The organism is Pseudomonas sp. W2Oct36 (assembly GCF_041060465.1).
Taxonomy (GTDB): Bacteria; Pseudomonadota; Gammaproteobacteria; order Pseudomonadales; family Pseudomonadaceae; genus Aquipseudomonas; species Aquipseudomonas graminis_B.
This window is the reverse complement of the sequence record NZ_JAUERW010000010.1, coordinates 109829-133463: the sequence shown is the minus strand read 5'-3', so window position 1 is coordinate 133463 and position 23635 is coordinate 109829. Positions and strand designations below refer to the sequence as shown.

Below are 23635 nucleotides of genomic sequence, written 5' to 3'. Positions count from 1 at the left end.
ATGATTTAACTCAGGTTTTTTTGTAGGAGGCAGTGGCTGATAAGTCGAAAAAGCTGCGAACGACCTCCTGTGCCTTTATTCAAAACTTCCGCACAGACACCCAAAACGCAGCGCGGGCAAGCGCGCTCCTACAGCTCGAATGTCTGTAGAAGTGCGGTTGCCCGCGAAGGTGTCAGCTCAAACCCGCCAGGTAAGAACCTACTCGTGATTTACCGCCACCCCCTTCAGATAAGAAGCAGGCTCGGCGCCCATGTTTTCCAGTAATTTGGCGCTGTACCAGTCGATGAAGTTCACCACGCCGAACTCGTACGTTTTCGAATACGGCCCCGGCTGGTAAGCGACGGAGTTAATCCCGCGCTGGTTTTCTTCGGCCAGGCGGCGGTCCTGGTCGTTGGTGGCGTCCCAGACTTCACGCAGGCGAGCGACATCGTAGTCCACGCCCTCGACAGCATCCTTGTGGACGAGCCACTTGGTGGTGACCAGGGTTTCCTGTGCGCTGACCGGCCACACGGTGAACACAATCACGTGGTCGCCCATGCAGTGGTTCCATGAATGGGGAAGGTGCAGGATGCGCATCGAGCCCAGGTCCGGGTTCTGGATGCGCCCCATCAGTTTCTTGCTGCCTTGCTTGCCATCCATCGTCATCGAGACGGTGCCTTTGAGCAGCGGCATGCGCACGATGCGGTTGCGCAGGCCAAAGCTGGCGTGGGCGAACGGAATTTTTTCGGCCTCCCAGGCGGCGGCGGAGGCTGCAACGTGGTCCTTAAATGCCTGGTCGGCGCGTGGGTCGGTGACGTCGTCCCACTCCAGCAAGGTATTCAGCAGCTCGGGATGCGAACCGTTGCAGTGGTAGCACTCGCGGTTGTTCTCCAGCACCAGCTTCCAGTTGGCTTTTTCGACCAGGGTGGTTTGCACCGCCACCTTGGTGTTCTCCATGTCATACGGTTCCATGTAGTGATTCAGCGTCTGCAGAAACGCGTCGATGGCGGGAGGGTTGCTGGCCATGCTGATGAAAATGTAACCCCCCGCCACTTTGCAGTGCACAGGCTTGAGGCCGAACGCCTTCATGTCGAAGTCCGCACCCATCTCGGTGCCCGCGTACAGCAGGCGACCGTCGAGTTCGTACGTCCACTGGTGGTAAGGACAAACCAGCTTGGCGACCTTGCCTTTTTCCTTGGTGCACAGGCGAGAACCGCGGTGGCGGCAGACGTTGTGGAACGCATTGATCGAGCCGTCCGGTCCGCGCACGACCAGGATCGGGTTCTTGCCGATCTGCAGGGTGAGGAAGTTACCTTTGGCCGGCACTTCACAGCTCATGCCTGCGATCAGCCACTCTTTCTGAAAGATTTCCTGCATGTCGATTTCAAACAGCCGCTCATCGCTGTAGAAAGGCTGCGGCAGCGAGTATGTGCGCTCGCGGGTGTGCAGCATCTCGGCAGTCGCCTTGCGCGCAGGTTCCAGCGGATCGCCCAAGCTCAGAGTTGCGGTGACGTCCATCTTTCAAGTCCTCAGGCCGCGCTTTGCGCAGTCTACGAATGTGGCTGATACGGTGGGTGTGTAGCGAAGCGCGCGAGGCGGCAGTGATTTCTGACGCTCAGGCCGATGGATAAAGAATCTGTAATGAATTGATGGCGAGTGTGGAGCCGGGCGCGACCTGAACCTTATCCATGGGCGACATGGCCGAATCCGTTTCCGACGGCGCGGCCCCTATAGACCGGGGCTGGTCGCCATAAGTATGTGAATGTCGCTGATAGGTAAATAGGCGGCTCGCGCGTTACGCAGAATCGCCACCATGAGAGGCCGACCGTCGGCCGTGGAGAGTGAGTATGTCCCAGAGTTTCCTCAGCCCGGTCAACACCCAGACGTGGGCCAACGGCCGCCACCTGGTACGGGTCGTCAAAGTGATCCAGGAAACCTGGGACGTGCGCACGTTCTGCTTCATGGCCGACCAGCCGATTCTGTTCTTCTTCAAGCCCGGCCAGTTCGTCACCCTGGAGCTGGAAATCGACGGCGTGCCAATCATGCGCTCGTACACCATCTCCAGTTCGCCTTCGGTGCCCTATAGCTTTTCTATCACCATCAAGCGTGTGCCCGGCGGCAAGGTGTCAAACTGGCTGCACGACACGCTGCACGAAGGCCAGGAGCTGGCGGTGCACGGGCCGGTGGGTCTGTTCAACGCCATCGATTTCCCGAACCCGAAAATCCTTTACCTCAGCGGCGGGGTCGGCATCACGCCGGTCATGTCCATGGCACGCTGGTACTACGACACCAACGCTAACGTCGACATGGTCTTCGTGCACAGTTCGCGCTCGCCAAAAGACATCATCTACCACCGCGAGTTGGAGCAGATGGCGTCGCGAATCAATAATTTCGCCCTGCACATCGTCTGTGAAAAGCACGGGTTGGGTGAGCCGTGGGCAGGTTATCGCGGTTATCTGAACCAGAAGATGCTCGAACTGATGGCCCCGGATTTCATGGAGCGGGAGGTGTTCTGCTGCGGGCCGACGCCGTACATGAGTGCGGTCAAGCGGTTGCTTGAAGCCAACGGTTTCAACATGGCGCAGTACCATGAAGAATCCTTTGGCGCGACGCCACCGGAAGCCCGCGCTGACGCCGTGGAGCATGCCGAACAGGCCGCCGATGCGCCGGATCTGGATGTCGCTGAATTGAATCAGGTTGAATTCACCGACACCGGCAAGAGTATCCGCGTCGCGCCGGGCGAAACCGTCCATGCGGCGGCTGCCAAGCTTGGCCTGATGATTCCCAAGGCATGCGGCATGGGCATCTGCGGTACGTGCAAGGTGATGAAGCTAAGCGGGGAGGTCGAGATGGAACACAACGGCGGCATCACCGATGACGACGTGGACGAAGGCTACATCCTGGCGTGCTGCAGCGTGCCGAAGGGGGATGTCCGGATTGAGTATTGAGGCCTGACGCCGTCCTCAAACGCTCTCCGCGGCCTAAAGAGCCGACTCGGTGTGGAGTCGGCGCTTTAACGTCGGTTAAACCTTGAAGCGCGCAACCATCCCGTTCAAATCCACGGCCAGGCGCGACAGCTCGTTGCTGGCAGCACTGGTCTGATTCGCGCCGGTGGCCGACTGGGTCGACAGGTCGCGGATGTTGACCAGGTTGCGGTCCACTTCCCGAGCGACCTGGGCCTGCTCTTCCGCCGCGCTGGCGATCACCAGGTTGCGTTCATTGATTTCCACAACGGCGCTATTAATGGTGTCCAGAGCCAAGCCTGCGCCTTTGGCGATGTTCAGGGTGGACTCGGCGCGTTCAGTGCTGCTGCGCATGGAGTTCACAGCCTGCTCGGTACCGCCCTGAATGCTGCCGATCATCCGCTCGATTTCGCTGGTCGACTGCTGGGTGCGGTGGGCGAGGGCGCGGACTTCGTCGGCAACCACAGCAAACCCGCGACCCGCTTCACCCGCACGGGCCGCTTCGATGGCGGCGTTGAGGGCCAGCAGGTTGGTCTGGTCCGCCAGACCGCGGATCACATCCAGCACCTTGCCAATGTCGCGGGACTCGTCCGCCAGATTGCCGATCAAGGCGGACGTGCTTTGCACGTCGGTGCTCATGCGTTCGATGGCGGTGACGGTTTCCTGCACCAGATCACGGCCATCGCTGGCGGACGTCGTAGCGTTCTTCGACGCTTCCGAGGTGCTCACAGCGTTGCGTGCGACTTCTTCCACGGCGCTGGTCATTTGGTTGACCGCAGTGGCGGCCTGTTCGATTTCGTCGTTTTGCTGGGACAGGCCGCGCGCGCTTTCGTCGGTGACAGCGTTCAGCTCTTCGGCGGCCGAAGCGAGCTGGGTCGCCGAACCGGAAATACGCTGCAGGGTGTCGCGCAGCTTGGACTGCATCTTCAGCATCGCGGCCAGCAAACGGCCTGCTTCGTCGGTTCCGTCCACGTTGATGGTGCGCGTCAGATCGCCTTCGGCAATGTCTTCAGCGGCGTTCAGTGCCGAAGCGATAGGTCGGGTGATGCTGTTGGTCAGCAACCAGGCGAACAACACGGTCAGCACAGTGGCAATGATCAGCAGCGTGACGACCATCGTGAACGCGGTCGAATACTGTTGAGTGGCCGTCGCACTGGCTTCATTGACCTGTTGGGTATTCATCTCAATCAGCTTGGCGAGCACCACGTTCATCTGGTCTGAATTGGTCTGCAGATCGGCGCTGAGCAAACGGGTCAGCTCGGTCATGTCGTTGGCCTGACTCAGCGTCTTCATACGGCTTTCAAGCTGGCGGTAGTCGTTGAGCAACTTGACGTACTGGTCGTAGGCCGACTGCTCTTCGGGCGCGGAAATCATCTTGGCGTAGATTGTCCGGGCGTCGTCGATCTGCTTGTTGCGCATGGCAAACAATTCAGTGGTTTTCTGCAGCGTGTCGGGGTCGCGGTTCAGCATTAGGCGATAGGACAGAACACGCAGGCGAATGCTGCCTTCGGTCAATTTATCCAGCGCCTTGATGCTCGGCATGCTTTTGGTGGCCATGGCGACGTTGGCGTTGTTGATTTTGTTCATTTGCGAGAGAGCGAACACGCCCAGAATCAGCATCAGGAGGCCGATGACGGCAAATCCAAGAAAAGCGCGGGGCGCTATATTCAAATTACGTAGGGACATTACGGTTCCAGAGAGGCCGCGATCCATGCGAGGCGAAAGTGAGAAGGGACAGAGATGCACCGTTTATCGGTCGTCTTTACGGGGACTTGATGCCGTTCCTCTGCGCTGCGCGGTTATGTCGCAGTCGATGACCTGACGAGCAGCAGGAACAAGATCGCGAAAATGGAGTCAATCAGGGCCGCTATGCGTTTGCGGAATAGAGTTGTGGAGATGCTTGTTGGTCGGTGTAGTGGCATGAATGCCCTGATTTCACTGGTAGCTAAAGTGACTTTTCTTTATCGTACGCGCCCTTTGAAATTTGCCTGAGATATCAAAATGTTGGAAGCATCCCTAAGCCAGTTGGAAAAGCTCGTCAGTGACCTGGTACAGCACAATCAGGAGCTGCAGAACACGAACGCACAACTCGCCGAAGAGTTGAAACAAGCCAGGGATGACAACGACAGTCTGCAGTTGAGCCTGATGGAGCAGGAAGAGAAACAGGGTGCAACGGCTGCGCGTATTCAGGCGTTGGTCGATCGCGCCACCAGCGTCAGCGCGGTTGACGCATGATCACCGATCAGGACGGCGCCAAGGTTATTTCCATCCTTGGCAACGACTACACGATCAAGGCACCTGCCGGCCAAGAGCAGACTTTGATGGACGCTGTGTCGATGCTGAAATCGGCACTGTTCGAAACCAAGCGCAGTTACCCGACGCTGATCGGCGACCGCTTGCTGGTGCTGGCGGCGTTGAACCTGTGTTCAAAGCAGATCGAACTCAAGCAACAACATGCCGAAGCGCTGAGCCGTTATGAAGACAAGGTCAGCGCGACGGTCGAGGTGATCGAGAAGGTGATTGCTCAGGGGTGAGGCGCCGGTGCAGCCCATCCGCTGACTGCTGATGGGCTGCAACCTGCCGGTGACGGGCCAGCTGTTTTCAGCTTCCCATCACCAGCCTGATATCCGCTGCCAGCTCCCTTACGCGGGCTTCTTCGGTGTCCCACGAACACATGAAGCGCGCGCCACCGACGCCGATGAAGGTGTAGAAGCGCCAGCCTCGTGCGGTCAGCGCAGCAATGGCCGCTTCCGATAATTGCAGGAAAACGCCGTTGGCCTGCACGGGGAACATCAATTCCACCCCGGGAATATCCTTGACCAGATCCGCCAGCAACTGCGCGCAGCTATTCGCGTGGCGTGCGTGCTTGAGCCAGGCGTCGTTTTCCAGCAAACCTACCCACGGTGCCGACAGAAAACGCATCTTCGAGGCGAGTTGCCCGGCCTGTTTGCAGCGGTAGTCGAAGTCTTCGGCGAGCTTGTGATTGAAGAACAGGATCGCCTCGCCCACTGCCATGCCGTTTTTGGTGCCGCCGAAGCACAGCACATCAACGCCGGCTTTCCAGGTCAGCTCCGCAGGCGAGCAACCCAGAAACGCGCAGGCATTGGCGAAGCGGGCACCGTCCATGTGCAGGTTCAGGCCCAGCTCCTTGCAGGTCTCGCTGATGGCTTCGAGCTCTTGCGGCTGATACACGCTGCCCACTTCCGTGGCTTGGGTCAGCGTGACCACTCGGGGTTTCGGATAATGGATGTCGGCGCGTTTGAGCGCGACTTCACGAATGGACGCGGGTGTCAGCTTGCCGTTCTCGCTGCGTGCGGTCAGCAGTTTGGAGCCGTTGGAGAAGAACTCCGGCGCGCCGCATTCGTCCGTTTCGACGTGAGCCGTTTCCGAGCAAATGACGCTGTGGTAACTCTGGCAGAGGGATGACAGCGCCAGGGAGTTGGCCGCTGTGCCGTTGAAGGCGAAGAACACCTCGCAGTCTGTTTCGAACAACTGACGGAATTGATCGGCCGCGCGCGCTGTCCACTGGTCGTCGCCATAGGCACGCTGGTGCCCGTGGTTGGCTTGATCCATGGCCGCCCACGCCTCCGGGCAGATTCCCGAATAGTTGTCGCTGGCAAACTGCTGGCTTTGGTCTGACATGGCCGGTTCCCTGTAATCGAAGCCTGCGACTGTAACCAAAGTTGATCGGTTTGGTCATGCATTCTTGCGTCGGAAAATTCAGCCAGGCAGCGAAGCAATATGACCGAAACGAAATCAATGACCTTACCCGCGCGTGATCGCGCGCTGGACCTGCTCAAGTGGCTGGCGATGCTGAGCATGGTGATGGACCACCTGCGCTATGTCGGCTGGCACGCCAATTGGCTGTACGTACCGGGGCGCCTGGCATTCCCTTGGTTCTGCCTGGCGATCGCGGTGAACGTCGTGCGCACTGGCCGGCGCGAAGTGGATTCGTCGATCAAGTGGAAATATCTGGCCTGGCTGGCCGTGTTTTCTGTGATCGCGGAGCTGCCCTATCGGATTTACATGGCGGGTGAGGTCACGACGCTCAATGTATTGCCGACGCTGGCGCTGGGTTTGCTGGTTGCGCAGGGCGGGATGAGTCGGTCATGGCCTGCGCGGCTGCTGGGGATCGCTGCCCTGGTTATCGGTGCGCTGTTTGGACCGCAGTTGATGTTCGGCATGTATGGGGTGTTGCTGCCGCTGGCGTTTGTGCTCGTGTTGCGGACCTCGTTATGGCTGGCGATTGTGCCGGGGATTGTCTGCTTGTTGAGCAACGAGTGGCCGAAAATCATTGATGGCATGCTGTGGGGCGACCCGATTTCCATCGGCGCCCTGACGGCCTGTCTGCTGGCACCGCTGTTGGGGTTAGCGATTGTTCGCGGGCGCCCGGCATTCGGGGTGTGGCCGATGCGGCGGTGGGCGTACCTGATTTATCCGGTGCATTTTTTGCTGCTCTTCGGGCTGCGGCAGATCATCGAATGACGGTGGTTTGGAGGACATTTACGCAGCGTGTGCGCCCTTGGTTTCGCGTCGCGACCTCGGACGCCTTCCCGGCTAAAGCCGGTCCTACTGTCGAAACTCGGTGTGTTAGTGGGACCGGGAAGAGGCCCGTGTGAGCACCATCAGTTTCTCGGTGTCGCTCTAGACAAACCGCCGTCACCGCCCGTATCTTCCGCCTCAGGCCACCGCAGTGGCCAGCGTCGCTCGGACGGTTCCGGGCGCTTACGTCTTCAGAGGTTTCCATGGCAGACCAAGGTTCGCCGCGCCGCTTTGCGCGCATCGATCGACTCCCCCCTTACGTGTTCAACATCACCGCCGAGCTGAAAATGGCTGCGCGTCGTCGTGGTGAGGACATCATCGACCTGAGCATGGGCAACCCCGATGGGGCAACGCCGCCGCACATTGTCGAGAAACTGGTCACCGTCGCCCAACGTGAAGACACTCACGGCTACTCGACTTCGCGTGGCATCCCGCGTCTGCGTCGGGCGATTTCCAGCTGGTATAAAAAACGCTACGACGTCGACATCGATCCAGAAGATGAAGCCATCGTCACCATCGGCTCCAAGGAAGGCCTGGCGCACTTGATGCTCGCCACGCTGGATCAGGGCGACACCGTCCTGGTGCCGAACCCCAGTTACCCGATTCACATCTACGGCGCCGTGATCGCCGGCGCCCAGGTGCGCTCCGTGCCGCTGGTGCCGGGCGTGGACTTCTTCGCCGAGCTGGAGAAAGCCATTCGCGGCTCGATCCCCAAACCGAAGATGATGATTCTGGGTTTCCCATCCAATCCGACCGCTCAATGCGTCGAGCTGGATTTTTTCGAGCGCGTCGTTGCCCTTGCCAAACAGTACGACGTGCTGGTGGTTCACGACCTGGCCTACGCCGACATCGTTTATGACGGCTGGAAAGCCCCGTCGATCATGCAGGTCCCAGGCGCCAAGGGCATTGCGGTGGAGTTTTTCACCCTGTCCAAGAGCTACAACATGGCCGGCTGGCGCATCGGCTTCATGGTCGGCAATCCCGAGCTGGTCAATGCACTGGCGCGGATCAAGAGCTACCACGATTACGGCACGTTCACGCCGCTGCAAGTCGCCGCCATCGCTGCGCTGGAAGGCGATCAACAGTGCGTGCTCGACATCGCCGAGCAGTACCGCCAGCGTCGTAACGTGCTGGTCAAAGGCCTGCACGAACTGGGCTGGATGGTCGAAAACCCGAAAGCGTCGATGTACGTCTGGGCCAAGATTCCAGAGGCTTATGCGCACCTCGGGTCACTTGAGTTCGCGAAGAAACTGCTGGCCGAAGCCAAAGTCTGCGTGTCGCCTGGCGTCGGTTTTGGTGAATATGGCGACGACCATGTGCGCTTTGCGCTTATCGAGAATCAGGACCGCATCCGTCAGGCTATACGCGGTATTCGCGGGATGTTCAGGGCGGATGGACTGCTGCCTGCGAAGTTACTCTGATTCAATTATCAAACTCTCCCTTGCAGTAGCAGGGGAGAGCTTAGGTTTTGCAAGCGTTTACAATTCATCGGTGACTCGTCGATCCTGTGAGGGCGGACGAAATGACACTCGCGGTTTGTTCTGATCCTCCACGGCCTCAACCAGAAGCTCAACCGTTGCCTCGTCTGCGAGCTCATCAAAAACAACATTTTTATTGAAGACTTTGAACGTGTTCAAAAAGTCAATGCGAATGTAGTCGTTGGCCTGAACCTTAAAGTAATAACCGTTGGTGATGAGATCCAGCGCTGGATCTGTTTTTTTGGTTATCTTTTCCTGGCCTCCGGGTGTGGTGGCGTAGAATCCTACAGCGACTTCCTGCATATCCGTGTCGTAGTCGAACACTCTGTATAAGACCACTTGATCGCCTCCAGAGGGTATCCAGCGGTACCAGTCACCGGGATAAACATAGAACATTGCTTCATTGATTGGAATGGGTCCCGCTGTTAGCTTTATATACTGTTTTTCAACGTTATTTGTGTCAGTCATGTCGTCAGTCCTTTTTAGCTTGGATGAGTATTAGGTTTACATGCGCTCAATAACTCTTAAGTTTGGGGTTCAGGCTTGCTGGGATCGTCAAGTAGTAATGCTCAGGGCTGAAGCCACTTATCCCAAATCAACTGCACTTTCAATTTAGGCTCATGCGCCATGCACGTCTACTGTCAGAAATGACAGGTGATGCCGCCGTGGTTCGTAAAAGAGAGTGGATTTGCGATGCTCCAGATGTATTGTCGAGCGTTGCCAAAACGGTCCGATTGCGACACTCGGTCTACCTGCTTCGGACTGGACGGGCTCACTGCGCAAAACACTGAATATCGTTACTTATTTGCCGAGCTCATGACGGGACCTCGGCGCATCCGGCAGCGACATATGCTTGAGGATCGGCGATGAGGCTGATTCGGGACGAGTGGTTATGCCGTATACGACCGACAACTCATTGGAACCGCTCTCCACGTAATAATCACCGGGCGCGGCACATCGAGTTGCTTCGGCTTCCGTGACTGTTTTCGAGTAACTACGTCCCTCAACAGTACGGATGTTCACCGATATTTGGCGGTCTGCAGACAGTCTCAACGTTCTGTCCATCACAATGTCTTCTTCAGAGGGACTTACGTAAAAAGTCGAGCCTTTTGGAAGATACAGCGCAAGGTCGGATTCGACGGACTGCGGTGCCGCGATGGGCGGTAGTTCCCATAAGTAGATATCGGCGACCACTTCTGCGTCCGGATAGGAAATGATCTTGAGAATGACCGAATAGTACCCGCCGTCCTGATGAACGATGTCTTGGGGGGTCGCATAAAGCCTGGCATCGCCTACTGCGACTGTGGCCGAAAGAACTTCGTCCGAATCCTCGACGTAGACGGCAATCAGCGCCTCAGCTGAGTTCAGTTCGCGAATAATCCTCAGCTTGACCGAGCCTTCTATATCCACCGTATGGAACACGCCTTGAGTCAGAAAGAGCAGCGGCTCAGTAGCAGGCCCCTGCCGACTGACGTGTTTCCCCCTCAGGCTTTTCCACAACTGGGGAGTTAGCGTATGCGACCTTGCGATTGTGCCCATGATCATTCCCTTGATTGAGTAGCTGGCATTCCGTGGGCCCAAAAGTAAGCCTGTCATCGCTATTTGAATACTGTCAGTTTTGACAGTCCCCGTGCCCATTGGTCTGAGGCGTTGTGGCGTGCCGAGGATTCGCGGCTTGCTCAGGACCGGCAGTCTGCTGCGCGCAGAGCCGCGCAAATCTCGCTCCCCGTTGACCCATGTCGTAAACGCGCCTTTGTGTGGCGTGCGTAGGCATCTGGGCTGTCAGCGTCAGCCATACCATCGTGGCCAAAGGGCAGTTCAAGGCCCTGTCGATCATTCAGGCGCCGCGCCGCCGCTGGGAGAACCGCGATGTTCAGCAAGCAAGACCAGATTCAGGGGTATGACGATGCACTGTTGGCCGCGATCAGTGCCGAGGAGCAGCGTCAGGAAGACCACATCGAGCTGATCGCCTCGGAGAACTACACCAGCAAGCGCGTGATGCAGGCTCAGGGCAGCGGCCTGACCAACAAATACGCCGAGGGTTATCCCGGCAAACGTTATTACGGCGGCTGCGAGCACGTCGATAAGGTCGAGCAACTGGCGATCGATCGCGCCAAGCTCCTGTTCGGCGCCGATTACGCCAACGTCCAGCCGCATTCCGGTTCGTCGGCCAACAGCGCGGTTTACCTGGCGCTGCTGCAAGCGGGTGACACCTTGCTGGGCATGAGTCTGGCCCATGGCGGTCACCTGACCCACGGCGCCAAAGTGTCGTCCTCGGGCAAGCTGTACAACGCCGTTCAATACGGCATCGACGTTGCCACCGGCCTGATCGATTACGACGAAGTCGAGCGACTGGCCGTCGAGCACAAACCGAAGATGATCGTTGCCGGTTTCTCGGCCTACTCCAAAACCCTGGATTTCCCGCGCTTCCGTCAGATCGCCGACAAAGTGGGCGCGCTGCTGTTCGTCGACATGGCCCACGTCGCCGGTCTGGTCGCTGCCGGTTTGTATCCGAACCCGCTGCCGTACGCCGATGTGGTCACCACCACCACCCACAAAACCCTGCGCGGTCCACGTGGCGGTTTGATCCTGGCCAAAGCCAACGAAGAGATCGAGAAGAAGCTTAATTCCGCCGTGTTCCCGGGCGCACAGGGTGGCCCATTGATGCACGTGATTGCCGGCAAAGCCGTCTGCTTCAAAGAAGCCATGGAGCCGGGTTTCAAAGCCTATCAACAGCAAGTGATCGACAACGCCCAGGCCATGGCGCAGGTGTTCATTGATCGCGGTTACGACGTCGTTTCGGGCGGGACCGATAACCATCTGTTCCTCGTCAGCCTGATCCGTCAGGGCCTGACCGGGAAGGACGCTGACGCGGCATTGGGTCGCTCGCACATCACCGTCAACAAGAACGCCGTGCCGAACGATCCGCAATCGCCGTTCGTGACGTCGGGCCTGCGCATCGGCACCCCCGCCGTGACCACGCGCGGTTTCAAAGTTACCCAGTGCATCACGCTGGCCGGCTGGATCTGCGACATCCTCGACAACCTCGGCGACGCCGATGTCGAGGCCAACGTTGCCGAGCAGGTCTCCGCGCTGTGCGCCGATTTCCCGGTTTACCGCTGAGTCAGGAGTCGCACCATGCAGCATTACTCGGGCTTCGGCCTCTTCAAACACTCCCTCAGCCACCACGAAAACTGGCAGCGCATGTGGCGCACGCCGACCCCGAAAAAGGTCTACGACGTCGTGATTGTGGGCGGCGGCGGCCATGGTCTGGCAACGGCCTATTACCTGGCCAAAGAGCACGGCATCACCAACGTGGCTGTGGTCGAAAAAGGCTGGTTGGGCGGCGGTAACACCGCGCGCAACACCACCATCGTGCGTTCCAACTACCTGTGGGACGAATCCGCGCACTTGTACGAACACGCGATGAAACTGTGGGAAGGTCTGTCCCAGGACATCAACTACAACGTCATGTTCTCCCAGCGCGGCGTGTACAACCTGTGCCACACCCTGCAGGACATGCGTGATTCCGAGCGCCGCGTCAGCGCCAACCGCTTGAACGGCGTCGATGGCGAGCTGCTCAACGGCAAGCAAGTGGCTGAAGAAATTCCGTACCTCGACTGCTCGAAAAACACCCGCTACCCGATCATCGGCGCCACCGTGCAACGTCGCGGCGGTGTGGCGCGTCATGACGCCGTGGCCTGGGGCTATGCCCGTGCCGCCGATGCGTTGGGCGTGGACCTGATTCAACAGACCGAAGTGACCGGCTTCCGCAAAGAAAACGGCGTGTGCATCGGCGTTGAAACCAACAAGGGCTTCATCGGCGCCAAGCGCGTCGGCGTGGTGACGGCCGGCAATTCCGGCCACATGGCCAAGCTCGCCGGTTTCCGTCTGCCGGTGGAATCCCATCCGCTGCAAGCGCTCGTATCGGAGCCGATCAAACCCATCATCGACAGCGTGATCATGTCCAACGCCGTACACGGTTATATCAGCCAGTCCGACAAGGGCGATCTGGTGATCGGTGCCGGTATTGACAGCTGGATCGGCTACGGCCAGCGCGGCTCGTACCCGGTGATCGAGCACACCATTCAGGCCATCGTCGAGATGTTCCCGGTGCTGTCGCGGGTGCGCATGAACCGCCAGTGGGGCGGCATCGTCGACACCACGCCGGACGCCTGCCCGATTATTTCCAAGACGCCTGTGCCGAACATGTTCTTCAACTGCGGTTGGGGCACCGGTGGCTTCAAGGCGACGCCGGGCTCGGGCAACGTGTTTGCTGCAAGCCTGGCGAAAGGCGAAATGCACCCGCTGGCCAAACCCTTCTCAATCGACCGGTTCCACAACGGCGCATTGATCGATGAACACGGCGCTGCAGCCGTAGCCCACTAACAGAGGACTTTCCCATGTTGCACATCTTCTGTCCTCACTGTGGCGAACTGCGCTCCGAAGAGGAATTCCACGTCTCCGGTCAGGCCCATATCCCGCGTCCGCTGGACCCAGTGGCCTGCACCGACGAAGAGTGGGGCGATTACATGTTCTTCCGCGACAACCCGCGCGGCCTGCACCACGAGTTGTGGATTCACGCAGCGGGCTGCCGGCAGTACTTCAACACCACGCGTGACACCGTGACCTACGAAATTCTCGAAACCTATCCGATCGGCACGCAGCCTCAGTTCGTCAACCCTGCGCCTGCGATCAGAAAGGGGGATCAGCTATGAGCCAGTCCAATCGCCTGCCCAACGGCGGCCGCATCGATCGCAGCAAAGTCCTGAATTTCAACTTCAACGGCCAGACCTACCAGGGCTTTGAAGGCGATACCCTGGCCGCCGCCTTGCTGGCCAACGGTGTCGACATCATCGGCCGCAGCTTCAAGTACTCGCGGCCCCGCGGCATCTTTGCGGCAGGTTCCGAAGAGCCGAACGCGGTGCTGCAGATCGGCGCCACCGAAGCCACGCAGATTCCCAACGTGCGCGCCACGCAACAGGCGCTTTACTCGGGCCTTGTCGCGACCAGCACCAACGGCTGGCCGAGCGTGAACACCGACATGATGGGCATTCTCGGCAAGGTCGGCGGCAAGCTGATGCCGCCGGGTTTCTACTACAAAACCTTCATGTACCCGCAGTCGTTCTGGATGACCTACGAGAAGTACATCCGCAAAGCGGCGGGCCTGGGGCGTTCGCCGACTGAGCTCGATCCGGACACCTACGACAACATGAACCAGCACTGCGACGTGCTGGTAGTCGGCGCCGGCCCTGCAGGTCTGGCCGCTGCACTGGCGGCTGCGCGCAGCGGTGCTCGGGTCATCCTGGCGGACGAGCAGGAAGAATTCGGCGGCAGCCTGTTGGACAGCCGCGAAAGTCTGGACGGCAAACCGGCAGCGGAATGGGTAGCGATGGTGGTGGCCGAACTCAAAGGCCTGCCCAACGTCACCCTGCTGCCGCGCGCCACGGTGAACGGCTATCACGATCACAATTTCCTGACCATTCACGAGCGGCTGACTGATCACCTCGGCGACCGCGCGCCAATCGGCCAGGTACGTCAGCGTATGCACCGGGTTCGCGCCCAGCGCGTGGTGCTGGCGACCGGCACCCACGAGCGTCCACTGGTTTACGGCAACAACGACGTACCGGGCAACATGCTGGCTGGCGCCGTTTCTACTTACGTGCGCCGTTATGGCGTGGCGCCGGGCAAGAAACTGGTGCTGTCGACCAACAACGATTACGCCTATCGCGTGGCGCTGGACTGGCTCGACGCTGGCCTGCACGTGGTGGCCGTCGCCGATGCGCGTCACAACCCGCGCGGTGCGTTGGTGGAAGAGGCCCGCGCCAAAGGCATTCGGATCCTGACCGGCAGCGCCGTGGTGGAAGCCCGTGGCAGCAAGCGCGTCAGTGCCGCCCGCGTGGCTGCCATCGATGTCAAAGCCCACAAAGTGGCCAGCCCTGGTGAATGGCTCGACTGCGATCTGGTGGCCAGCTCCGGGGGTTACAGCCCGATCGTTCACCTGGCTTCGCACCTCGGTGGCAAGCCGGTCTGGCGCGAAGACATCCTCGGTTTCGTGCCGGGCGAAGCGCCGCAGAAACGTGTCTGCGTCGGCGGTGTAAATGGCGTTTACGCGCTCGGCGACTCGCTGGCCGACGGTTTTGAAGGGGGTGTTCGTGCCGCCAGTGAAGCCGGTTTCAAACCGGTCGAAGGCGTACTGCCGAAAGCGCTGAGCCGTGTGGAAGAACCAACACTGGCGCTGTTTCAGGTACCGCACGAAAAGGGCACTGCGCGGGCGCCGAAGCAATTCGTCGACCTGCAGAATGACGTCACTGCAGCGGCCATCGAGCTGGCGACCCGCGAGGGTTTCGAGTCCGTCGAGCACGTCAAACGCTACACCGCGCTGGGTTTCGGTACCGACCAGGGCAAGCTCGGCAACGTCAACGGCCTGGCGATTGCCGCCCGTTCGCTGAACGTGTCGATCCCGGAAATGGGCACCACTATGTTCCGTCCGAACTATACGCCGGTGACCTTCGGCGCCATCGCAGGCCGTCACTGCGGTCACGTCTTCGAGCCTGTGCGCTTCACCGCGCTGCACGCCTGGCACGTCAAGAACGGCGCCGAATTCGAAGACGTCGGGCAGTGGAAGCGTCCGTGGTATTTCCCGAAAACCGGTGAGGACATCCACGCCGCCGTGCGCCGCGAATGCAAGGCCGTGCGCGACAGCGTCGGTCTGCTGGACGCATCGACGCTGGGCAAGATCGACATTCAAGGCCCGGATGCGCGGGAATTTCTGAACCGGATCTACACCAACGCCTGGACCAAACTGGACGTGGGCAAGGCCCGTTACGGCCTGATGTGCAAGGAAGACGGCATGGTCTTCGACGATGGCGTGACCGCCTGCATCGCCGATAACCACTTCATCATGACCACCACGACCGGTGGCGCCGCACGCGTGCTGCAGTGGCTGGAAATCTATCAACAGACTGAATGGCCGGACCTGAAGGTGTACTTCACCTCCGTCACCGATCACTACGCGACCCTGACCCTGTCCGGGCCGAACAGCCGCAAGCTGCTCAGCGAAGTGACCGACATCGACCTGGGCCGTGAAGCGTTTCCGTTCATGACCTGGAAAGAGGGGCTGGTGGCCGGTGTGCCGGCGCGAGTGTTCCGGATTTCGTTTACCGGTGAGCTTTCCTACGAAGTGAACATCCAGGCCGACTACGCCATGGGCGTTCTGGAAAAAATCGCCGAAGCCGGCAAACAGTACAACCTGACCCCGTACGGCACTGAAACCATGCACGTCCTGCGCGCCGAAAAGGGCTTCATCATCGTCGGCCAGGACACCGACGGTTCGATGACCCCGGACGATTTGAATATGGGCTGGTGTGTCGGCCGCACCAAGCCGTTCTCGTGGATTGGCCAGCGCGGCATGAATCGAGAGGACTGCGTGCGGGAAGATCGCAAGCAACTTGTCGGTCTGAAGCCGGTTGATCCGACTCAGTGGCTGCCGGAAGGCGCGCAACTGGTGTTCGATCCGAAGCAGTCGATTCCGATGAAGATGGTGGGCCACGTGACGTCGAGTTATGCGGCGAACTCGCTGGGTTACTCGTTTGCCATGGGTGTGGTGAAGGGCGGGCTGAAGCGCATGGGCGAGCGGGTATTTGCGCCACTGGCGGATGGGTCGGTGATCGAGGCGGAGATCGTGTCCTCGGTGTTCTTTGATCCGAAGGGTGATCAGCAGAACGTGGAGTAAGTCTTGGCTTGCTGACATCCCTGTGGGAGTGAGCTTGCTCGCGATGGCGTGAGATCAGGCATACATCTGGTGACTGACACACCGCGATCGCGAGCAAGCTCACTCCTACGGGAACGTGTTCACTGAAACAACAGAATTCAACACAGGTGCTCTATGACCACAGCCAACGTTTACCAACAGCGGCCAGCGACCGACGCCAAAGCCGAGTCGCCGCTGTTTCATGCTGACCTGCAGAGCCTGATCGGCAAAGGCCGCAGCAATCCGGGCGTCGTGCTGCGGGAGAAAAAACTGCTCGGCCATCTGACCATTCGCGGCAACGGGCACGACCCGGCGTTCGCGGCGGGCGTGCACAAGGCGCTGGGCATGGAACTGCCGGGCGCGCTGGCGCTGGTCTCAAGCGGCGATAGCTCGATCCAGTGGCTTGGCCCGGATGAGTGGCTGCTGATCGTCCCGACCGGTGAAGAGTTCGCCGTCGAGCAGACGCTGCGCGAAGCGCTCGCCGGTTTACACATCGCTGTCGTCAACGTCAGCGGCGGGCAATCGCTGCTGGAACTGACCGGCCCGAAGGTCCGCGAAGTGCTGATGAAATCCACCAGCTACGACGTACACCCGAACAATTTCCCGGTCGGCAAGGCCATCGGCACGGTATTCGCCAAATCGCAACTGGTGATCCGCCGTACCGGCGAAGAGGCCTGGGAACTGGTCATCCGCCGAAGCTTCGCCGATTACTGGTGGATGTGGCTGCAGGATGCGAGTGCGGAGTATGGTTTGAGCGTCGCTGCCTGATCCCGGATTGACCACACGATCAAGGAATACCTATGAGCCGCGCCCCCGATACCTGGATTCTGACCGCCGACTGCCCCAGCGTGCTGGGCACGGTGGACGCGGTGACGCGTTATCTCTTCGAGCAGGGCTGCTACGTCACCGAGCACCATTCGTTCGATGACCGTCTGTCCAGTCGCTTCTTCATTCGTGTCGAATTCCGTCAACCGGACGGGTTTGACGAAGCGTCTTTCCGTGCAGGCCTCGCCGAGCGCGGCGAATCCTTCGGCATGATCTTCGAGCTCACCGCCCCGAACTATCGCCCGAAGGTGGTGATCATGGTGTCCAAGGCCGACCACTGCCTTAACGATCTGCTCTACCGACAGCGCATCAATCAGCTGTCCATGGACGTGGTCGCCGTCGTTTCCAATCACCCGGACCTCGAACCGCTGGCGCGCTGGCACGACATTCCCTACTACCATTTCCCCCTCGACCCCAATGACAAACCGGCGCAGGAAGCCAGGGTGATGAAGGTGATCGAAGACACCGGCGCCGAACTGGTGGTGCTTGCCCGCTACATGCAAGTGCTGTCGCCGGAGCTGTGCCGCAAGCTCGATGGCAAGGCGATCAACATTCATCACTCGCTGCTGCCGGGCTTCAAAGGCGCCAAGCCGTATCATCAGGCCTACAACAAGGGCGTGAAACTGGTCGGCGCGACGGCGCATTACATCAACAACGACCTCGACGAAGGGCCGATCATCGCCCAGGGCGTCGAAGTGGTCGACCACAGTCACTATCCTGAAGACCTGATCGCCAAGGGCCGCGACATCGAAGGCCTGACCCTGGCGCGAGCGGTGGGTTATCACATCGAGCGACGTGTGTTTCTCAATGCCAACAGGACGGTGGTGCTGTAGGTGGTAGATTCAAGCTTCAAGCCGCAAGAAAAGGCGGCGTGCACACTTCTTGCGGCGTGTAGCTTGCCGCTCGAAACCGATCCACTCTCTATCCAACAATAAATAAAGAGGTGATGGCATGTCTGGTAATCGTGGTGTGGTGTATCTGGGCGCGGGCAAGGTCGCAGTACAGAAAATCGACTATCCCAAAATGCAGGACCCGCGCGGCAAGAAGATCGAGCACGGGGTGATCTTGCGCGTGGTTTCCACCAACATTTGTGGCTCCGATCAACACATGGTGCGTGGCCGAACGACTGCCCAGGTCGGCCTGGTACTGGGTCACGAAATCACCGGTGAGGTGGTCGAGAAAGGCAGCGACGTCGAAAACCTGAAGATCGGTGACCTGGTGTCCGTGCCCTTCAACGTCGCCTGCGGCCGTTGCAGATCCTGCAAAGAGCAACACACCGGCGTCTGCCTGACCGTCAACCCGGCCCGCGCCGGTGGTGCCTACGGTTATGTCGACATGGGCGACTGGACCGGCGGTCAGGCCGAATACGTGCTCGTGCCCTATGCCGACTTCAATCTGCTCAAACTTCCTGATCGCGACAAGGCGATGTCGAAGATTCGCGACCTGACCTGCCTCTCCGACATCCTGCCCACCGGCTACCACGGCGCGGTGACTGCCGGTGTTGGTCCGGGCAGCTCGGTGTACATCGCCGGCGCCGGTCCCGTGGGGCTTGCCGCCGCCGCTTCAGCGCGCTTGCTTGGCGCGGCAGTCGTCATTGTCGGTGACGTCAATCCGGTGCGTCTGGCGCACGCCAAGGCCCAGGGTTTCGAGATCGCCGACCTCTCGAAAGACACCCCGCTGCACGAGCAGATCGCCGATCTGCTGGGCGAGCCTGAAGTGGACTGCGCCGTCGATGCCGTAGGCTTCGAAGCACGGGGCCATGGGCACGCGGGCGCCAAGGCCGAGGCACCGGCCACCGTACTCAACTCGCTGATGGGCGTGGTTCGCGTCGCCGGCAAGATCGGCATTCCCGGCCTTTACGTGACGGAAGACCCGGGCGCCGTGGACGCTGCCGCCAAGGTCGGCGCACTGAGCATTCGTTTCGGTCTGGGCTGGGCAAAATCCCACAGCTTCCACACCGGCCAGACGCCGGTCATGAAGTACAACCGTCAACTGATGCAGGCGATCATGTGGGACCGCATCAACATTGCCGACGTGGTTGGCGTGGAAGTCATCAGCCTCGACGACGCCCCGCGCGGTTACGGCGAGTTCGATGCCGGTGTGCCGAAGAAATTCGTCATCGACCCGCACAAACTGTTCAGCGCCGCGTGATCCTATGACGCTCTCAAAAGGCGACCTTCGGGTCGCTTTTTTTATGCCTGACGTAGGCCTCTAGTCCGGCATTTGTAGGGCGTTTCTGAAAATGGTTGGGGAGCGTTAGAATTCCATTCCTGCTTGTTTCAGCTGCCTTATCTCCGTGTTATTTGTCCGGCCGGTTTTTCAGGTGGCGGGTCATGCATGCTTGTCTGGTGGGTTAGAACATCGATTCATTTCCTCGTCGCGATGCCGCTCATTGTCTTGCCCGCCACGCTGACGAGCGCTCATCTCGAGCCTGTTTCTTCGGGCTGGGCATCGTCGGAGATGTTCTTTGAAAACCCCAACGCCTGCGTCTGGGCCGGTATGGCGCCGGCGGTCTGTCAGGCCGGATACCGCGCCGCTTACCGCCAACATGTGCGCATCGCGCCGACCTACCGTGAGCTGGCGGACTGCGAGGCTGATTTCACCCCGGGTGAGTGTTTCGCTGCCGACGTGTCCCGGCTCTGGTCGCCCTGGTTGTCCGGTTTCGCGATCATCACCCAGGTTCAGCTGACATCCACCGGGGGTAGCCCCGACTCACAGGTGCGCCTCTTCAGTGAACCGCTTTATCGTGGCGCCGATCATCGGGGCGGTACGCGCTTGATCAGCCTGCGCGAAAAGCTTCACAGCGGTGAGCATTTCGATAAGGCGTTCATTCGCCACCGACGCCTGCAGGCGGGCTCGACGGCGGCAGATCAACGGCTGGCGCGAACCTTCGAGCCGCAGCGCTTGTTTTATGTGAGCAAACCCTGAGGCCTCGGGTGGAACTTCCCTTCGAGGGGCGGTCCAACGCGTGTTTACCCGGCCACGGCCGGTCTCCCGGCAAACGAGGTTGTTGCGATGAAAGTTTCACTGAAAAACGTACGCAGTGCTGCGCTGGCGAGCCTGATGGCGCTCGCAGTCACGCCGGTCTTCGCTTTCAATCTGAATGACGCGGCCAATGCCGTTTCCAACGCAACCGGCGGTCAGCAAAAGGCAACCGCCGCGCCCGAGGCAGCCGGGCTATTGAACACGCTGGGCACGCAGTTGAACGTCACGCCGGAGCAAGCGGTGGGCGGGACGGGCGCCTTGTTGGGGCTGGCCAAGAACAAGCTCGCCGGCAATGACTATTCGCAACTGAGCAAATCAGTGCCAGGCCTTGATCAACTGGCCGGCACATCGGCTCTCGGCAGCCTGAGTGGTCTTGGCGGTCTGCTGGGCAACTCCGGAAGCAGCAACTCTGCCTTGGATAGTGCGCTGGGCAACGTGCAGAGCATGGGCGATGTGAACAAGGCGTTCAGCGCGCTGGGCATGAACAGCAGCATGGTCAGCCAGTTCGTGCCGGTGATTCTGCAGTACCTCGGTCAGCAAGGCGCCGGCGGTTCGGCGTTGCAGGCGTTGAGTGGCGTCTGGGGCGCCAAGTAATGTAGTTGCGGCGCCCCGGCAATCGGGGCGCTTGCTGCTAAGGATGTGCTAAGCAATCGCGCCGCGTAACCCGGCGATCCGCGCATCCTTCTCTTGCCACAGCCGGTTGACCCAGTTCTGCACATACACGCGGAACACCGGGTCATTCTCGTAATCGCCCTGCCACAGCGCAGGGTCGAGTTCGCGGGTCTTGATGTCGACGATCACCCGCGGCACTCGTCCTGATAGCAAGTCCCAGAACCCCGGGATGCGCTCGCTTGGATAAACGACCGTCACATCAAGCACCGCGTCCAGCTGCTCACCCATCGCCGCCAGCACGAATGCGACGCCGCCTGCCTTGGGCTTTAGCAAGTAACGATAGGGCGAAGCCTGTTGGGCTTTCTTGGCTGGGGTGACGCGTGTGCCTTCCAGGTAATTCACCACGGTCACGGGCTGACGTTTGAACAGCTCGCATGCCTCGCGGGTGATTTCCAGATCCTTGCCCTTGAGCTCGGGATGCCTGGCCAGAAACGCCTTCGTGTAGCGCTTCATGAACGGGTAATCGAGTGCCCACCATGCCAGCCCCAAAAACGGCACCCAGATCAGTTCTTTCTTTAAGAAGAATTTGAAGAAGGGTGTACGTCGATTCAGCGCCTGCACCAGCGCCGGGATGTCTACCCACGACTGATGGTTACCGATGACCAGGTAGGAGGTATCGCCACGCAGGCCTTCGTCGCCGCGGATTTCCCACTGGGTTGGCAGGCAGATTTTGAAAATCAGCTTGTTGATTTCACACCAGGTCTCGGCGATCCACATCACTGCCACCGAGCAGTTGTCGCGCATCTCGCTCTGGAACACCAACTTGAGCAGCGCAAAGACCATCAGTGGGCCGATCAGCACCAGCGTATTGAGCAGAAGCAGCAGCGTGACGGCAATTCCGGTGAGCAGGTGACGCATAAGGCACTCGCGGTCGACAGGGTGGCGCGCAATGATAAGCAGGCCGCGCGGTTGGCGCAAAATCCCTGGCGATACCGACGAATGTTTCACGCCTTTGTCAGTAGGCTCCCTATGCTTGGCTCGCTTGGCCCTGAGCGCGAAGCCTGCCGCGAACCATCGGCAGAGTGACGGTCTAAACCGGGCACACGCCCCGCCCATTCATCACGAGGAATCAGATCCGTGAAATCCCTTCTGGCGCTTATGTCTTTGCTGGCTTTGCCTGTCATGGCTGCCGAACCGACGTTGTACGGTCGTTACGAATACATTCAGGTCTCGGAGATCGGCGAGACATTCAAAGCCAAGATGGACACCGGCGCGTTGACCGCATCGCTGTCGGCCAAGGACATCGAACTGTTCAAGCGCGATGGCGATGACTGGGTGCGTTTCCGTCTGGCGACCAAGGACGCCGACAGCAAAGTCTACGAGCACAAGGTGTCGCGCATCAGCCGGATCAAGGGCCGTTCCGAAGGCGACGATGACGAAGAGCCGGCCGATCCCACCAAGCGCCCGGTTGTCGATCTTGAGCTGTGCCTGGGCAACGTGAAACGCACCGTGGAGGTCAACTTGGTCGATCGCAGTCATTTCAACTATCCGTTGCTGATCGGCGCCAAGGCCCTGCGTGAATTCGGCGCGGCCGTGAATCCGGCGCGTCGTTATACGGCCGATAAGCCTGAGTGCTGATGGCCGTTTTGATTGCGTCCCCGAGCGATTGCGCGGCACGCTTCAGGCATGCGCCACGTATTCGGAGTTAGAATTTACTCGCATTTGCATGGAGAGCAGGTAATGGCCAACAACCTATACAAATTTCCAGAGCGTCCCGGGGCAAAAGCGACTCCTGAAGTTGCGACTGAGCCGACGCCAAGTCAGACGCGCCCTGCACCGGGCAAGCTGAGGAAAGCCATCTCGGGGCTCGCTCGGGCGCTTTGGATGCTGCTGGTGCTCACTTGGCCAGTCCTGAGATGGGTCATGGCGCTTGATGTTGCCTACCGCGGGTTCTTGACGGTCTGGCACTGGGACACACCGGGAAGCCACGCAGGGTTTACGTTTTTCCTGCACTTCGCCGCTTTGACAGCGGCGACCTGTCTGGTCTCGTCGTACAAGCCGAAAAGCGTTGAATGAACTGAGCATCGAAACGCATCAAAAGGTCATGGGAGATAACTGATGACTGAACGGAAAAAACTGGAACGCTACGACCTTGCTCGTGCGGCTTTGAGCATAATGGTTAGCCATTACGCGGAATTAATAGGTGACGAAGGGAAAAAATCTACGCCGGACGCTAGCAAGATTCAGGGCTGGGAGAAAGTGCAGTTTGAACTGTCCAGACGGCAGTCGAGATTGTTAGCTAATGATGAGGACGAAGTTGAGCGAATAAACTCGACCTATGGCGCTATGGCTGCGGCAGTGATGAAAAGATAGTCTGGAACGGGTCTTCCGGCCCCATGAGTCGGGAGTCACCGAGTCGCGACGCTTAAAAATTTCATGATGGCGGTCGGCTGGTAGCGCTGGCCTGTATTACACGCAAACTAATGGAATGGACCCTA

The 23635-nt window shown here is 59.6% G+C and carries 23 protein-coding genes; 17 read left to right on the top strand and 6 right to left on the bottom strand.

Annotated elements, in window-relative coordinates; all coding sequences use genetic code 11:
- Positions 1-198: 198 nt before the first annotated feature.
- A complete protein-coding gene (gene gbcA / locus QWI18_RS15230) occupies positions 199-1497 on the bottom strand; it encodes a glycine-betaine demethylase subunit GbcA (protein ID WP_192134996.1) in 1299 nt (432 codons plus the stop codon).
- Between the two features lie 329 nt (positions 1498-1826).
- Between gbcA and gbcB the strand changes: the two genes are divergently transcribed.
- Positions 1827-2927, top strand: a complete 1101-nt coding sequence (gene gbcB / locus QWI18_RS15225) for a glycine-betaine demethylase subunit GbcB (RefSeq protein ID WP_065991259.1) — start codon at positions 1827-1829, stop codon at positions 2925-2927.
- A 75-nt stretch (positions 2928-3002) separates the two neighbouring features.
- Here gbcB and QWI18_RS15220 read toward each other — a convergent pair whose 3' ends face one another.
- Positions 3003-4628 (bottom strand): methyl-accepting chemotaxis protein, encoded by a 1626-nt coding sequence (locus QWI18_RS15220; RefSeq protein WP_369319183.1) that lies wholly within the window; start codon positions 4626-4628, stop codon positions 3003-3005.
- Between the two features lie 315 nt (positions 4629-4943).
- Between QWI18_RS15220 and QWI18_RS15215 the strand changes: the two genes are divergently transcribed.
- Positions 4944-5177, top strand: coding sequence for a hypothetical protein (locus QWI18_RS15215; protein ID WP_065991261.1), 234 nt, complete (start codon positions 4944-4946; stop codon positions 5175-5177).
- Complete coding sequence (locus QWI18_RS15210; RefSeq protein ID WP_065991262.1) at positions 5174-5476, top strand: cell division protein ZapA; 303 nt, start codon at positions 5174-5176, stop codon at positions 5474-5476. The genes QWI18_RS15215 and QWI18_RS15210 overlap by 4 nt, the downstream gene beginning before the upstream one ends.
- A gap of 67 nt (positions 5477-5543) precedes the next feature.
- Here the strand turns inward: QWI18_RS15210 and QWI18_RS15205 are convergent, their stop codons facing one another.
- Positions 5544-6584 (bottom strand): low specificity L-threonine aldolase, encoded by a 1041-nt coding sequence (locus QWI18_RS15205; protein ID WP_296311304.1) that lies wholly within the window; start codon positions 6582-6584, stop codon positions 5544-5546.
- Between the two features lie 117 nt (positions 6585-6701).
- On the opposite strand from QWI18_RS15205, the gene QWI18_RS15200 reads away from it, so the two are divergent.
- Positions 6702-7427, top strand: coding sequence for a TraX family protein (locus tag QWI18_RS15200; protein WP_369319182.1), 726 nt, complete (start codon positions 6702-6704; stop codon positions 7425-7427).
- A 260-nt stretch (positions 7428-7687) separates the two neighbouring features.
- Complete coding sequence (gene alaC / locus QWI18_RS15195) at positions 7688-8905, top strand: alanine transaminase (RefSeq protein WP_369319181.1); 1218 nt, start codon at positions 7688-7690, stop codon at positions 8903-8905.
- 57 nt (positions 8906-8962) lie between these two features.
- On the opposite strand, the gene QWI18_RS15190 is transcribed toward alaC, so the two are convergent.
- The gene (locus tag QWI18_RS15190) at positions 8963-9430 is read right to left on the bottom strand and encodes a hypothetical protein (RefSeq protein WP_192134986.1); all 468 of its coding nucleotides are present in this window, start codon (positions 9428-9430) and stop codon (positions 8963-8965) included.
- 333 nt (positions 9431-9763) lie between these two features.
- Positions 9764-10501: a hypothetical protein gene (locus tag QWI18_RS15185; protein WP_369319180.1), complete on the bottom strand. Its 738-nt coding sequence runs from the start codon at positions 10499-10501 to the stop codon at positions 9764-9766.
- 330 nt (positions 10502-10831) lie between these two features.
- On the opposite strand from QWI18_RS15185, the gene glyA reads away from it, so the two are divergent.
- The 9 genes from glyA to QWI18_RS15140 all read left to right on the top strand — a co-directional run bounded on the left by glyA (position 10832) and on the right by QWI18_RS15140 (position 21119).
- On the top strand, positions 10832-12085 hold the full coding sequence (glyA, locus tag QWI18_RS15180; protein WP_192134982.1) for a serine hydroxymethyltransferase: 1254 nt from the start codon (positions 10832-10834) through the stop codon (positions 12083-12085).
- Positions 12086-12100: 15 nt separating this feature from the next.
- Positions 12101-13351 carry a sarcosine oxidase subunit beta family protein gene (locus tag QWI18_RS15175; RefSeq protein ID WP_065991270.1) on the top strand — a complete coding sequence of 417 codons (1251 nt, stop codon included), beginning with the start codon at positions 12101-12103 and terminating at the stop codon, positions 13349-13351.
- A 14-nt stretch (positions 13352-13365) separates the two neighbouring features.
- Entirely contained in the window at positions 13366-13680 is a 315-nt protein-coding gene (locus QWI18_RS15170) for a sarcosine oxidase subunit delta (protein WP_369319179.1), read from the top strand.
- Positions 13677-16697: a sarcosine oxidase subunit alpha gene (locus QWI18_RS15165; RefSeq protein WP_369319178.1), complete on the top strand. Its 3021-nt coding sequence runs from the start codon at positions 13677-13679 to the stop codon at positions 16695-16697. Before QWI18_RS15170 ends, QWI18_RS15165 begins: the two co-directional genes overlap by 4 nt.
- Positions 16698-16850: 153 nt before the next feature.
- Positions 16851-17483, top strand: a complete 633-nt coding sequence (locus QWI18_RS15160) for a sarcosine oxidase subunit gamma (protein WP_369319177.1) — start codon at positions 16851-16853, stop codon at positions 17481-17483.
- Positions 17484-17515: 32 nt separating this feature from the next.
- Entirely contained in the window at positions 17516-18373 is an 858-nt protein-coding gene (gene purU / locus QWI18_RS15155) for a formyltetrahydrofolate deformylase (protein ID WP_065991274.1), read from the top strand.
- 118 nt (positions 18374-18491) lie between these two features.
- Positions 18492-19691: a formaldehyde dehydrogenase, glutathione-independent gene (gene fdhA / locus QWI18_RS15150; RefSeq protein ID WP_369319176.1), complete on the top strand. Its 1200-nt coding sequence runs from the start codon at positions 18492-18494 to the stop codon at positions 19689-19691.
- Between the two features lie 186 nt (positions 19692-19877).
- Entirely contained in the window at positions 19878-20468 is a 591-nt protein-coding gene (locus QWI18_RS15145) for a DUF1190 domain-containing protein (RefSeq protein WP_369319175.1), read from the top strand.
- Positions 20469-20555: 87 nt separating this feature from the next.
- On the top strand, positions 20556-21119 hold the full coding sequence (locus tag QWI18_RS15140) for a DUF2780 domain-containing protein (protein ID WP_369319174.1): 564 nt from the start codon (positions 20556-20558) through the stop codon (positions 21117-21119).
- Between the two features lie 48 nt (positions 21120-21167).
- On the opposite strand, the gene QWI18_RS15135 is transcribed toward QWI18_RS15140, so the two are convergent.
- On the bottom strand, positions 21168-22055 hold the full coding sequence (locus QWI18_RS15135; protein ID WP_369319173.1) for an acyltransferase: 888 nt from the start codon (positions 22053-22055) through the stop codon (positions 21168-21170).
- A 219-nt stretch (positions 22056-22274) separates the two neighbouring features.
- On the opposite strand from QWI18_RS15135, the gene QWI18_RS15130 reads away from it, so the two are divergent.
- The 3 genes from QWI18_RS15130 to QWI18_RS15120 all read left to right on the top strand — a co-directional run bounded on the left by QWI18_RS15130 (position 22275) and on the right by QWI18_RS15120 (position 23510).
- Positions 22275-22775: an ATP-dependent zinc protease gene (locus tag QWI18_RS15130; protein ID WP_065991278.1), complete on the top strand. Its 501-nt coding sequence runs from the start codon at positions 22275-22277 to the stop codon at positions 22773-22775.
- A 102-nt stretch (positions 22776-22877) separates the two neighbouring features.
- The gene (kleE, locus tag QWI18_RS15125; RefSeq protein ID WP_192134972.1) at positions 22878-23213 is read left to right on the top strand and encodes a KleE stable inheritance protein; all 336 of its coding nucleotides are present in this window, start codon (positions 22878-22880) and stop codon (positions 23211-23213) included.
- Positions 23214-23255: 42 nt separating this feature from the next.
- Positions 23256-23510, top strand: coding sequence for a hypothetical protein (locus QWI18_RS15120; RefSeq protein WP_192134970.1), 255 nt, complete (start codon positions 23256-23258; stop codon positions 23508-23510).
- Positions 23511-23635 lie beyond the last annotated feature (125 nt).